The organism is Aquimarina sp. BL5 (assembly GCF_003443675.1).
Taxonomy (GTDB): domain Bacteria; phylum Bacteroidota; class Bacteroidia; order Flavobacteriales; family Flavobacteriaceae; genus Aquimarina.
In genome coordinates this window covers 2,719,361-2,732,051 of sequence record NZ_CP031963.1, presented here as the reverse complement: position 1 = coordinate 2,732,051, position 12,691 = coordinate 2,719,361, and the positions used below count along the sequence as shown (strand labels likewise).

Below are 12,691 nucleotides of genomic sequence, written 5' to 3'. Positions count from 1 at the left end.
ACTCTAGTTTTTAATCAGAGTTAAGATTAGTTTCTCTCCTTTTTTAAGAAAATTAATAACAGGCTATAATTAGACTTTAATATTTAACTTTCTTAATTTCAAATCCACCTAAACTGTTTCTAAGCATTATGGTACGCTCTCTTCTCTTTAAATAGATTAGTTCTTTGTACATTTTCGTTTCAGAATTTTGAAGTGCTTTTATTCTTTTTTTACAATAAAAATAGGCTTTGTTATCAGAATCATATAATTCTTTATACATTATTATTGCATTTGGTTTGCTTTCAATTACTTCATAATAATTTCCAATCAACCATTTAAAATCTTTATTTATGTTCGATGCATCAGTAAGTAATTCTAAAGCTTTTTTGTATTCTCCTTTTTTTATATAGCATCCTGCAATATTTGCGTCGTTTTTAAGATGTTTACGTTCTTGCTTTTTAACCAAAAGAAATCTTTCTAAAGCCAGATCTATTTGATTATTGTCATAAAGAATTTCCCCTATGATAGCTTGTATGTTAGTTATTTTATTCTGTTTAGATAAGAACTCATCATTTTGAATTAGTGAATCAGCATATTCAATACCCTTGGAGAGATCTTTATCTGATTGCTGATAGATTTTTTTGATTTTTGAATGTAACAGCAAAGCATTTTTATTTAAAGGATTAGTTATTTTTTTTTCTTGTTGAATCTTGAGATAATTTTCATTATTAGGGTGTTTTTCCAGCTCATGCGGAATTGTATTCCACAAAATGTTTGTCAACAATCCTTTGTATTGGATATAAGTTATAGAATCACCTAACGAAGCTTTGTTATACATTTCTCTTTTAGGAACTACGTGAACCTTTTGATTTGAATTTCCTGTTATTGTAAAAGAAAATCCTTTGGGATCATTTTTCTGTTCTGGTATAGGAGCGAAAGGGGTTTCTCCAGTACTACTTCCACCAGAACGCCCTGTGTTGTTTAAGTGTTTTTTGTTAATAATCATTCCTTTATGAAGCTCTTTTTTCGACATCACTCCGTCAATAACAAATAAAATTATTGATACAAAAATTAAATAAATAAACCCTTTCTTTATAGACATTTATAGATAGATTAATTTTATCTGATATACTGTTTTTTTAGTTACTTAATCTTCTCCATCCTAGAATTCGTAGGTTTTTATGAGTCATATGTAATGGTGACAGAATCTCCTACTTTACCCGTCTTAGAGAAATATAAGTCATGTTCACGTTTTGAAATCTCTTGTGTTTTTATATAATCCTTATTATTAACTATGTATTTATATTTGATATGAATATTCTCTACAGTAGGAGAGAATTCGTTATCAATCTTGTTTCTTGAAATTTTTTCTATTACCGCAGTTGTAGTTGTACCATTTTTTATCAATCTCTCTTTTTTATAATAAGTATTGAATGCTAAAATGCCTACTGCGATAAATAATACTACTATTAATCCTAAAAATTTTTTATTCATAATTTTTTCTTTTTTTTATTATCTAAAAGGTCCAAAACTAACTCCTGGATCATTCTGGAAATGCAGTATTATTCCCCAGAAAATGATAGCTACTAGGAACAAGCTAATAATTCCAATAATGATATTTCTTTTTTTTGTAGCCTTTTGTTGTTGATTTATTTTTAACCTAATTTCTTTTAGAATTTCTTCTGAAACTGGTTCCACTTTAATTCCTTTGCTATCTGCATCAGATTCTCCTGTGATATGACTAAAAGCTTCTCTCTTAACTCTTCGATTATTATTTTTCATCGAAATGTTCATTCCTGAAATTGCACTCATACGTTTTTCAAGTTTATAATTTATATTTCGATGATTTTTAGAATAACAACCAAGCTGTTGTTATGATGCCAATTGTAATAACTGCTATAATTTTGATAGTAGTTATTCGATTTTGCTTCTGAATCTTATTTCTAATTTCTGTTAGAATTTCTTCAGAAACAGGTTCTATTTTTATTCCATTACTTTCTTTATCAGAACTAGTCCATCCATCAAAAGCTTCTCGTTTATTTCTTCTACTATTATTTTTCAAGGAAGTTATCATTCCCTGAGCTCCTCCAAATCCCATATTAAACCGTATTTAAAAGTTAAACAAATCCCATCTAGTCAATCACTCGCTACCCCAAAGAGAGTTCAAGACTTTCAGGGATTGACTTTTATGGGTCTAAAAATGTACTTATGATTGTATTCATAAAGTTTTGTGGATTTCTAACCTCCTCTTTATCCGTCTTAGACGGATTCATCCTCCTCCTTGAAAAAGGAGGAGTGTTTTTCTGAATGTTATTTCAATTTCTTATCAGATAATCCTAATCCTTTTGCCAGATTAAACAGATTGCTAAAGAGATCATTTTCATCTTGACTCGTTGATTTCTGTTTTAGATCCATTAAGATATTGGCTATTGTAAGATTTTTTATATCCTCTGAAGAGACTCCGTATTTAGTAGCAAATTCTTTTACTTTCTCTAAAAGATTTCCTTTTACATCATCGCTTCCTAAAATTGCATCTTTTACGTCTTTTACAGTATCCGAATGTTTAACAAGTCTGTCAAATCCTTTTGCTTTGGTTACTTGTCCAATAATTTGATCAAAGAACATGGTTTCTCCACCAACGATATCAATGTTAGCAGCTTTTAATGCTTCTCCAATCACATCTGCCTGAGCATATGCAATTTCTTTTTGGATATTGATTTCGGCTAAGTCTACTTGTAATTCTTTATCTAATCGTAACTTGAATTCTTCGTGTTCTTTTCCTACACCATCCAGTTTTTTCATCGCTTCCGCTTTCTCTTCGATTCCAACAGCTTCTGCTAATGCAATTTCTTTATCTCCAATTGCTTTGGCAAGTGCTTTTTCTTTAATTACTTCAGCTTCTGCAACACCTTCTTCTTTTAAGGCTTCTGCTTTTGCAGAAATACCAGCAGCTTCTGCTTTCGCTTTTTTCTCAATAATTGATGCTTCTACAATTCCTTGACGTTCGTGTGCCTCTGCTTTTGCGTGCATTACCTGAGCCTCAGACATACCAATAGTAGCTTCTTCTTTTGCTTGTGCTTCTGCTAATGTTTTTCTTGCAGCTGCTTCTTTTTCGCTAGCTTCTTTATGTGCTAATGCTTCGATATTAATTTCTTCCGCTTTTTGTTTAGCAGCCTCTTTTTGAGCTTCGGCAGCTTTTATGGTAGAAATTAATGCTTCTTCTGCATTTGCTTCGGCAATTGTAATTTTTACTTGTTTCTCACGATCCGCAGTTTTAAAAGCTTCAATATCTTTCATATTTTCTTGCTCTTCTACCACACCTTTTTCTAGCGTAACACGATCACGAATTACATCCTGGATGTTTTTCTTCTCAACCTCTACTACTTTTTCTTTTTCTATCTGAGCAAGGGTTACGATACGTTCACGTTCTGTAGCTTCTAACATTCTGTCTTTTTCTACTCTTTCTGTTTCTACAGCATCGGTACGTTGCTTATTTTTCTCAGCAACAATGATCTGACGTTGCATATTTTCTTCAGCAACTTTTACTTTTTCTTCTGTAGAGATACGAGCTGTTTCAGATTTTAGTCTTTCTTCTTCAGATACTTTTAGTATTTCTGCTTCTTCCCGGGCTTTGATATTCGAAATCTCACGTCTTTGTTGCTCTTCTTTTTCTGCTAATTGCTTATCTAATTCTAAAATGGCTTCACGTGCTTCTACATCCTGCTTGCGAATTACCTTTTCCTCATCACGTTTAATAAGGTTAGCTTTCATATTTTGAGCAGCGGTTAATTCAGTAATCTTTTTGATACCTTCTGCATCTAATATATTATCCATTTTCAAAAATGAAACGGGTGTTTGTTCTAAGTAGTCAATAGCACAATCTTCCAGCGTGTATCCATTAAGATCTGTACCTATGATATTCACTATTTCATCTCTGAATTCACGTCTTGCCTCATATAACTCAGTAAACTGAAATTTCTTTCCAACAGTTTTTAAAGCTTCAGAAAATTTAGCTTCAAATAATTCTTCTAATGTTGATACTTCTGAAGCTCTTTCACAACCAATAGTCTGCGCTACTTTTTTGATAGAATCTACATCACTGTTTACTCTAACGAAGAAGGCAACCTTAATGTCTGCTCTCATATTGTCTTTACATACTAATCCATCACCTCCTAAACGTTCGATTTGAATTTTCTTAACAGATATGTCCATGATTTCTACTTTGTGAAATACAGGAACAACATATAATCCTTTGTCTGTTGCTACTTGTGTACCCTTGAATCCTGTTCTTACAAGTGCTTGTCCTTGGGGTATTTTTTTGTAGAACATTGCGATGATCGCAAAGTATACAATGATTAAGAATAGAATCAAGCCTATCCCGATGCCAATAAATGGTAAAATGCCTGTCATAATAGTTTAGTGTTTATTAGTTGTTATTAGTTTTACTTAAATAAGATTCTAAGGATTTAATCGTCATAGGATTGTACATAATAGAAATTTTTATCTTCTGACTGTTTAATAATTAAAATCTCTTGATGATAATCTATTTGTTCTCCATTTAGTGATTTTACATAGATTGACATTGGATTTCCGTCAGCTAATACTTCTGCCGAGCCCATTTTATCTTTGGAAACGGTGGATTGTATAATTCCTTTTCTACCTAGTAAATCAATTGGTGCATCTCCATCTTTATTTAAATTCTTAAAAAAACTTTTAAATGGAGTAGTAAAAACTTTGGTTATTAATAGAGATGGAATAATTCCTGCAAGGAAGAAAATGAATCCAAAGTTGCTATCATAACTATTAGTTAGCGTGGTGGTTATTGTCGTACAGAGCCACCAGATAAATATCCAACACGTAAATGTGAACATAAATGGTAACCCAACAAAGTTGAAGTAGATTAATAGGATTTGCCACCATTTTAATGGTTTTCTTCTTTTGCCAATAACATCTTCTTTATTAACTTCGGTGTTAGCTATGTCTTCAAAATCCAGATTTCCTCCTTCGATATTACTATCGGCATCCATATCCAGATCAACGTCTGCATCAACATCGACATCAATATCTACGTCTACATCTAGATCAAAATCAATCCCCGAAATCATGGTAAATAACCAATACAAGATTAATAAGAGCATAAGTATGGTTAGTACCATATTTACTTGCGAAAAAGCTATGTCCAATAATTCCTTCAATGTTTTAGTTGTTTAGTTAGTTACTAGTTATTTAGTTATCTCTTTTTTCAAAATTTTCCGTTTTGTAAATCTTAATTCTTCTAATAATCAAATAGATCAGAGAGGTAATAATAAATGTCCAAAAAAATCCTACAAATAAAATTTCCATATCTTATTATTTAAGTTTTACAGCCGTGCCATATGCCAGGATTTCTGATGCTCCTTGCATCACCATAGAGGTAGTAAGTCGCACATTAATAACTGCATCTGCTCCTAATCGTTGCGCATCCTGATTCATTCTTTGCATAGCCTGTTCTCTAGATTGTGCCTGTAATTTAGTATATTCTTCAATCTCTCCGCCAACTATATTTTTTAGCCCTGCAAAAACATCTCTACCAATATTTCTTGCTCTCACTGTACTTCCTCTTGCTATTCCTAAAATTTGAATTACTTCTTTATTAGGTATCGTTTCTGTCGTAGATGTTACCATGATTTATTAGTTTTTTTGTTAATAATTTGCTTAAGAGACTGAAAGTGTCTGATTATTAAACGGTTCTACTTCTTTTTTTCATTCAGTCCTAACTGCTCTTTTAGCTTTGCTAAATCATCTTCTGCATTCATTTCAGTCGTATTTGCAGCTTTATCAAGTTCATCATCAATAGATTTAGATGCATTTGCGATATCCCCATAGGCTTCTGCTAATGCTTCTTCTTGATTTACTTTGTCCTTCATACGCTCTAGCATAGAAACCGTACTGGAACTATCTATTTCTGCCATTTGTTTATTTACATTTTTAGTGGCCGCAGAAACTTTTACTCTTGCTTTGAGGGTTTTTAATTCATTTTCCCATTTGCTAATATTCTGTTTGATCTCCTCCACATTTTTTTCTAATTGAGATACAGAACCATCAAATTTTTCTGTTTCGACATTCCCACGAGTTACATGCTGAAGTGATTCTTCTTTTTTGATCAATGCTTCTTTAGCTAATCGATCCGCTTCTGCAGTGTCAAGATCACCGCTTTGTGCTTTTTTAAGAATTAGCATTGCTTTTTGTTGATAATCTTCCGCTTTTGCAGCAAATTCTTCAGTATCATTTTTAGACCTGATAGCTAGTGCTTTTACTTGCGCTAATGCTTCTAGGCTTTTTTCGAGATCAACTTTCATATCACGGATCCCCTGTTCTGTCATTTTAATAGGATCTTCCATTTTATCGATAGCAGAATTTGCCTCAGCTTCACCTATTTTAAATAGTCTTTTGAAAAAGTTCATAGTATTAATATTTTGAAAAATTTATAATTTGTTGCGAGTATTCACTCAATAATAGACCTAAAGAATTTAAGGTTCCTTCTAGTTCATTTAGGTCCAGGTTTTCTAATTGTAAGGTATCTCTAAAGATTACTTTTTCCCCGGTTTCATCAAGAACAAATGCTCCGTGAACTATATCTCGGTTTTTCTGAAGTAAACTGCGATATACTAGTTCATTTTTGTTTTTGATATTAAAAATATGTTGTTCTATAATTAAAATTGGTAATGCTACACCAAGAATTAGGTTTTTAATCCCTTCATTTTCTTTACTGATCATTATAATTCCATCTTTTCTGTTTTCGTGGGTTATGTAGAAATTAAGCTTCAGTAAATAATCTTTCACCTGTTGGAAATGATCTTGCATGTGATGGTTATTTTTTGATTGATTATTAGTAATTTATTTCTTGTTTCTGACCTTATATCAATATTACAAAAAGTGAGATAACTTTTCTACTATATCGACAGCTAAATTGGCAATATATTCTGCTACTGCTATCATGGGTATGTTGTTTTAGATTAATGAATTAGTTGTTTGCTAAAATTTTTAGTATTCTAAATGATTTCGCCCAAAATCAATATACTTTAGAAAAGTATTTCTACTAAAATTAGCATTTATTAAATATATTAGCTAATATTGTTAGTGTAAAAGTACAATAAATTTTTATAATTGCAAATAAAATTAGCAAAAATGTCATTTTTTGGAAAAAATATTAAAAAAATTAGAAGTGTTAAAAGTTTAAGTCAACAAGCTTTTGCGGAGCTTTTTGATCTTAAACGCGGTACATTAGGGGCTTACGAAGAGGGAAGGAGTGAGCCCAAAATAGATACCATTATAAAAATAGCTAATTATTTTAGCATAGAAATAGATAAATTACTAACCGGTGAACTAACCGTAAATGAACTATTAAAGTTTAAAGGAGATCTTACTACCTATGCACAAGATTTAAAACGTGAGCAATTTGCTTCGATTCCTTGTATTACCGAAAGTACATCTAGTGAGTATATATCTTTATATGATAAGACGAATTTCATAAAAGAATTGCCTACTATTCAGTTACCAGTAAATCCATCCAAAGAGTTTAGGGGGTATACTGTTCTGAACTTAGAAATGACCAATCATGATCAAGGGTTTTATCCTAAAGACATTGTTATCGGAGAGAAAGTGCCTTCTGATGTTATTAAAAAACTAAATAATGGAACATTGGTAGTTGCATTAACTGATGCAAAGTTAATTTTTAGAAGATTATATATCACTAAGAATAGCGTGGTGTTACGTGCAGATCATAAAAATATTGATGATGATGAATATCCTATTTCTGAAATTAAAGAAATGTGGAGGGTGCGATATGTATTTTGTAAACGTATTCCTGAATTTGCAGATGGAATGGAGGGGAAATTACAAATGATCGAGCAAGAATTACTTAGAATGAAAGAGAAGTTAGGTTAGTCTAATTCATACATTAAACAAATAATAAAGGAGCGAATAGCTCCTTTTTTTGTTTTACATTTTAAAAGTGAATTAAACCCAATTAGTCCTTTTTTTAACCTTTTTGGACAGAATGGACTATATCTTAAGGTCCTGTGAATATACATTTGTTTCATCATCAATCAAGAAACGAAAAGTTATGGGATTCAAAAAAATACTATTATTTATTTTGTTCATCGTAGTGAAAACTATGAGCGCACAGAACGGCATTACAGGGAATGTTACCGATCAAAACAATGAACCTTTGGTTTTTGCCAATGTGATTTTATACAAAGACAAAACTGAAACAGCAATTTTAGCGATGGCTACCAGTGAAAAAGGAACTTATTTTTTCGAAAATATTAAAGCAGGGACTTACCGAATCGAAGTATCAATGTTGGGATATGAAACAAAGGTTTCAGAAACGTTTAGCTTTAGCAATGATGCACAAGAACTATCTATGGATTTTGTATTACAATCCGAGCAGTTGGACGAAGTTTTAATTACGTATAAGAAACCAATTATTAAGCAAACTGCCGAGAAATTAATTGTAGATATCGAAAAATCCGAAATGATCAATACCAATCTACAAGATGTAATGAAGAAGGTACCTGGAGTAATTGTGACTAATGGTAATTTAAGTTATGGAGGGCAAGGAAACATACGAATACTCATTAATGGTAAAACAACGGATTATATGGATGTTTCGTCTCTGTTACGAGAAATGCCCGCAGATAATATAGCAAGAGTAGAACTTATACAGCAACCAGGAGCTGAATACGATGCGGAAGGTTCAGGTCCTATAGTTAATATCATTTTAAAGAAAAACGTGAAATTGGGAACTCACGGAAGTATAAAAAGTACAATTGGGTATGTTAATGACTTTACTTATGGAACCAGTGCGTCTGTTGCTAGCTACAAAAACAAACTGAATTGGCAAGCTAGTGCTGGATATAATAGATCTTCTTGGAGAGAAGATTTAATAATTTCCAGACAAGTATTGGATGAGACTTATAATCAAACATCAATTTCTCCATATGATCCAGAGACGTTTAGAATAAGTGGTGGTTTTGATTATTATGTCAATGATAAAAATACTATTGGTTTAAATGCAAATAGAATTCAGTCGCTTTCAGATCGAGTCACGAAAAATAATACAACCATTACTAATGGAGTTTCGTCAGTAGAATTGCTGACAGACAATAGTTATGATAGAGATAGAGTGACGTATACCTTTAATCCCTATTATGAGTACGATGATAAGAAGAATAAAGTAACACTAGATTTTAGCTACATCGATTATACCTTTGAAAATGAGAATAATTTATTCAAGACTGAAGTAAGTCCGGTTGAATACGATAATCAACGATATTTTCAAAATGCTGATTATGAAATTTTTACGTATCAAGGAGATTATAAAAGAACACAGAGTGATAATTTTAGTTGGGCGGCAGGAGCAAAATATTCAGAAGTAAATTCTGATAGTGATTTACAAGCGTTAACAGAGAATGATCAGGGTGAGTTTGTAAATAATGTAAATCAAAGTAATCAATTTTTGATAGATGAGAATATTCTAGCAATTTACTCAAAGTTTAATGCGAAATATAATAAATGGTCGTTCTCCGGAGGGCTACGTTGGGAAGAAAGTGATACAGAAGGTACTTCGGTTACACAGAATGAAACAAGATCAAGAAAGATTTCTAAATTGTTTCCCAGTCTAAGTTTAGGAAGGGAAATAATGGAAGAGTTAGGGGTCAATGTAGCTTATAGTTATCGAATTCAAAGACCTTCATATAGTTCTCTAAATTCCTTTGTATACTATTATGATCCTTTTACTTTTGAAGAAGGAAATCCAAACCTAAAACCTGCTTTCACTAATAGTTTTCGTTTTAACCTAACCTATGATGATCAGCCTTTTTTTAGTGTAAGTTATAGGCAAACGAAAGATGCATTATTCGAAATTATAACTCAGAATGATACTTCTGCAGAAACCTCTCGTTCTGTAATCAATCTTGCCGAAAATAATAATTTTACTGCTAGTCTATTTGGTCCATTAGATTTTATTAAAGGATTGGATGGATATACAGGAGTAATCGTGAATTATAATGAATATAAATCAGAACGATTAACTCCAGCTTTGGATGTATCGCAATGGAGTTTGACCTGGTATACAAGTGCAGAATATAAATTACCTTGGGGTATAAACTCAGAAATCTCAGGGTATTATTCTACTGGTGGATTAGAAGGACAAATAGAATATAAATGGATAGCGGGAATTGATGTTGCTGTAAGTAAGAAATTTATGAATGATCGCTTAAAGGTGAGTCTTGAATTTGAAGAAATTCTGAATAGAAAATTCTTAGGAACTATAAATTATGATAATGTAAATGCAACAATCGTAAATGATTGGCCACGACAAAATATTTTTCTTCAGTTGAATTATAATTTTGGATCTAAGTTTAGTAAAAAGAAAAAGAGGAATAATGTTTCTGAAGAGGAGCAGGATAGAATAGATGATAAAAACTAAAATAAAAGTATGAGAAATTTTGTAAAAAAGTTTAGTGTTATTGTGCTGATTGGTTACTTAATTACCAGTTGTACTTCTGTAGATAATGATTCAGTTGATAGTTATTTAGGTTTTGACATTCCAAAGGATTCTTTAGATGCTTTTATTACATCCAAAATGGCTGAATATAAAATTCCGGGGATTTCTATTGCTATCATTAATGAAGGAGAAGTTGTTTATTATAAAACACAAGGATACGCTAATGCAGAAGAAAAGTTACCAATAACAGAGCAAACTATTTTCGAAGGCGCTTCTATATCAAAACCCGTATTTGGTTTTTTTGTAATGACATTTGTAGAAGAGGGTGTTCTCGATTTGGATAAGCCATTATATCAGTACATGGAGTATCCGGATATTGCTTACGATGAACGTTATAAAAAAATAACGACACGTATGGCATTAAGTCATCAAACGGGTTTTCAGAATTGGCGAGAAGATGATAAGGATAATACGCTGAAAATTCAATTCGAACCAGGAACCGATTATTTCTATTCAGGAGAAGGGTATCAATATGTAACGCAAGTTTTAAAACATATTCTAAATGTAGATGATGCAGGTTTAGAGGCAGAATTTCAGAAAAGAATAGGAAAACCAATGGGCTTGGATCATACAGTTTACATTCAGAATGAGTATACCAGAAAACACAAGGCAGAACCTTATGATGAAGATAACAATCGGGTGGATTGGGAGAATAACTATTGGGTTAAGAAAGAAGATGGTATATTTTCAGCGCCAGCTTCTATACATTCCGAATCCATGGATTTTTCTAAATGGATGATTGCTGTAATGAATGAAGAAATTTTATCTGAGGATAGTTATGAAGAATTATTAAAACCACATTCTAAAGTGCCTTTTGATGATTTTGACGTGAGATATACATTGGGGTTTGCAAATTTAAAAGTGCCGTTTACGAATATATATAGTCATGGAGGTAATAACATCGGATTTACTAGTTGGTTTCTTTTAGACACGAAAAAAGATTGGGGATATGTGCTATTTACTAATTCTGAGTATGGTGAACAAATAGGGCAGGATATGTTTTTCTATTTATTAGCTGATCCGGGTAGTACAAAATTATATATGACTATAGGTGTCTTGTCGATTTTACTTATTCTTGTGATAGTATTTTTTGTAAAATGGGTTATAAGACGTGTAAGAAAACGTAAAAATTAACGGATTTAAAATATGGACACTAGATTAAATAAATCGGATTATATCTTAATTGCTATTATCTATGCGGTTTCTGCCATTTTTAATTGTATCGACTATTACCGTTCAGAAAATGTTCTTATAGAGTATCTTATAGATATACCATTGTCAGTTGTTCTTTCTTTTGTAATCATATTAATTTTCATGTACTGGCTAATTCCAAACTATATAGTAAAGGAGAAAAAATATGTTCAATTTGTTGTTTTTGGTCTTATTACTTTATGTTTTTTTGGAGCTATAGATTATTTGGTAGGATATTGGACAGGAAATGGGGATTGGAATAAATTTCCAAAGTGGTACGATTTTTTATTACAGAGTTTCTTTCGACTTTCCGAGGACGCTGGTTTTGTATTTGGTATTTTATTAGCCAAAAAGTTTTATGAAGGTCAAGCTCAGTTTTTTAATGTACAAAAACAGCAAAAGGAGAATGAGTTGAAGTTATTAAGGTCTCAGATAGACCCTCATTTTTTATTTAATAATCTCAATACATTAGATGCACTCATTGATGGCGATACTATAAAAGCCAAAGAATACATTAATCGTTTGTCGTTAATTTATCGTTATTTGATTCGAACTAAAGATGCTGAGGTGATGGAGCTTTCTGAGGAAATTGCCTTTGCGGAGAATTATATTTTTTTAATAGAAACCAGATTTGGTAATGATTATGATTTTCAGATTAAGAGAGAGATGTCGTTTACAGATAAGTTCATTCCTACCGGATCAATTCAGGCACTGCTAGAAAATGTTGTGAAACACAATAAAACTGAGCAAATGAATACTATTAGGGTAGTAGTTAGTATAGAGGAGGATTGGTTAACAGTAATGAATACTAAAACCAAAATTCAATCTAGAGAAGAATCTTTTGGAACGGGTTTAAAGAATTTGAGAGCACGTTACAAATTATTATCTGATCAAGAAGTACAGGTTATAAATACGGAATCAAAATTTAAAGTTTCTATTCCGATTTTGAAATTAAGCAATGAATCTTAAGGT

Annotated in this window: 13 protein-coding genes; 4 read left to right on the top strand and 9 right to left on the bottom strand. The window is 31.7% G+C overall.

Translation table 11 applies throughout. The features are described 5' to 3' along the window. Positions 1-76 precede the first annotated feature (76 nt). The 9 genes from D1818_RS11760 to D1818_RS11720 form a co-directional block, all read right to left on the bottom strand. On the bottom strand, positions 77-1,081 hold the full coding sequence (locus tag D1818_RS11760) for a lipopolysaccharide assembly protein LapB (protein ID WP_118459199.1): 1,005 nt from the start codon (positions 1,079-1,081) through the stop codon (positions 77-79). Between the two features lie 77 nt (positions 1,082-1,158). After that, positions 1,159-1,473 carry a hypothetical protein gene (locus D1818_RS11755; protein WP_118459198.1) on the bottom strand — a complete coding sequence of 105 codons (315 nt, stop codon included), beginning with the start codon at positions 1,471-1,473 and terminating at the stop codon, positions 1,159-1,161. An 18-nt stretch (positions 1,474-1,491) separates the two neighbouring features. Beyond that, positions 1,492-1,791, bottom strand: coding sequence for a hypothetical protein (locus tag D1818_RS11750; protein WP_118459197.1), 300 nt, complete (start codon positions 1,789-1,791; stop codon positions 1,492-1,494). A gap of 37 nt (positions 1,792-1,828) precedes the next feature. Further along, positions 1,829-2,077 (bottom strand): hypothetical protein, encoded by a 249-nt coding sequence (locus D1818_RS11745; protein WP_118459196.1) that lies wholly within the window; start codon positions 2,075-2,077, stop codon positions 1,829-1,831. Positions 2,078-2,289: 212 nt separating this feature from the next. After that, the gene (locus tag D1818_RS11740; protein WP_118459194.1) at positions 2,290-4,389 is read right to left on the bottom strand and encodes a flotillin family protein; all 2,100 of its coding nucleotides are present in this window, start codon (positions 4,387-4,389) and stop codon (positions 2,290-2,292) included. A 56-nt stretch (positions 4,390-4,445) separates the two neighbouring features. Beyond that, on the bottom strand, positions 4,446-5,117 hold the full coding sequence (locus tag D1818_RS11735) for a hypothetical protein (protein WP_199726288.1): 672 nt from the start codon (positions 5,115-5,117) through the stop codon (positions 4,446-4,448). Between the two features lie 211 nt (positions 5,118-5,328). After that, the gene (locus D1818_RS11730; RefSeq protein ID WP_118459190.1) at positions 5,329-5,643 is read right to left on the bottom strand and encodes a YbjQ family protein; all 315 of its coding nucleotides are present in this window, start codon (positions 5,641-5,643) and stop codon (positions 5,329-5,331) included. Between the two features lie 65 nt (positions 5,644-5,708). Next, on the bottom strand, positions 5,709-6,422 hold the full coding sequence (locus D1818_RS11725; protein WP_118459188.1) for a PspA/IM30 family protein: 714 nt from the start codon (positions 6,420-6,422) through the stop codon (positions 5,709-5,711). 4 nt (positions 6,423-6,426) lie between these two features. Then, positions 6,427-6,822 carry a molecular chaperone Tir gene (locus D1818_RS11720; protein ID WP_118459186.1) on the bottom strand — a complete coding sequence of 132 codons (396 nt, stop codon included), beginning with the start codon at positions 6,820-6,822 and terminating at the stop codon, positions 6,427-6,429. A 324-nt stretch (positions 6,823-7,146) separates the two neighbouring features. On the opposite strand from D1818_RS11720, the gene D1818_RS11715 reads away from it, so the two are divergent. The 4 genes from D1818_RS11715 (at position 7,147) to D1818_RS11700 (ending at position 12,688) form a co-directional block, all read left to right on the top strand. Further along, complete coding sequence (locus D1818_RS11715) at positions 7,147-7,905, top strand: helix-turn-helix domain-containing protein (protein WP_118459184.1); 759 nt, start codon at positions 7,147-7,149, stop codon at positions 7,903-7,905. Positions 7,906-8,134: 229 nt separating this feature from the next. After that, positions 8,135-10,450: an outer membrane beta-barrel protein gene (locus tag D1818_RS11710; protein WP_233558648.1), complete on the top strand. Its 2,316-nt coding sequence runs from the start codon at positions 8,135-8,137 to the stop codon at positions 10,448-10,450. Positions 10,451-10,459: 9 nt separating this feature from the next. Then, a complete protein-coding gene (locus D1818_RS11705; RefSeq protein ID WP_118459179.1) occupies positions 10,460-11,662 on the top strand; it encodes a serine hydrolase in 1,203 nt (400 codons plus the stop codon). 12 nt (positions 11,663-11,674) lie between these two features. Next, positions 11,675-12,688: a sensor histidine kinase gene (locus D1818_RS11700; RefSeq protein WP_118459177.1), complete on the top strand. Its 1,014-nt coding sequence runs from the start codon at positions 11,675-11,677 to the stop codon at positions 12,686-12,688. Positions 12,689-12,691 lie beyond the last annotated feature (3 nt).

Bases quoted from the DNA above. Each gene is read 5' to 3' on its own strand.
- D1818_RS11725 (WP_118459188.1), bottom strand. From the start codon at position 6,422: ATGAACTTTTTCAAAAGACTATTTAAAATAGGTGAAGCTGAGGCAAAT.
- D1818_RS11750 (WP_118459197.1), bottom strand. From the start codon at position 1,791: ATGAGTGCAATTTCAGGAATGAACATTTCGATGAAAAATAATAATCGA.
- D1818_RS11700 (WP_118459177.1), top strand. From the start codon at position 11,675: ATGGACACTAGATTAAATAAATCGGATTATATCTTAATTGCTATTATC.
- D1818_RS11715 (WP_118459184.1), top strand. From the start codon at position 7,147: ATGTCATTTTTTGGAAAAAATATTAAAAAAATTAGAAGTGTTAAAAGT.
- D1818_RS11710 (WP_233558648.1), top strand. From the start codon at position 8,135: ATGAGCGCACAGAACGGCATTACAGGGAATGTTACCGATCAAAACAAT.
- D1818_RS11735 (WP_199726288.1), bottom strand. From the start codon at position 5,117: ATGCTCTTATTAATCTTGTATTGGTTATTTACCATGATTTCGGGGATT.
- D1818_RS11740 (WP_118459194.1), bottom strand. From the start codon at position 4,389: ATGACAGGCATTTTACCATTTATTGGCATCGGGATAGGCTTGATTCTA.
- D1818_RS11755 (WP_118459198.1), bottom strand. From the start codon at position 1,473: ATGAATAAAAAATTTTTAGGATTAATAGTAGTATTATTTATCGCAGTA.
- D1818_RS11720 (WP_118459186.1), bottom strand. From the start codon at position 6,822: ATGCAAGATCATTTCCAACAGGTGAAAGATTATTTACTGAAGCTTAAT.
- D1818_RS11745 (WP_118459196.1), bottom strand. From the start codon at position 2,077: ATGGGATTTGGAGGAGCTCAGGGAATGATAACTTCCTTGAAAAATAAT.
- D1818_RS11730 (WP_118459190.1), bottom strand. From the start codon at position 5,643: ATGGTAACATCTACGACAGAAACGATACCTAATAAAGAAGTAATTCAA.
- D1818_RS11705 (WP_118459179.1), top strand. From the start codon at position 10,460: ATGAGAAATTTTGTAAAAAAGTTTAGTGTTATTGTGCTGATTGGTTAC.
- D1818_RS11760 (WP_118459199.1), bottom strand. From the start codon at position 1,081: ATGTCTATAAAGAAAGGGTTTATTTATTTAATTTTTGTATCAATAATT.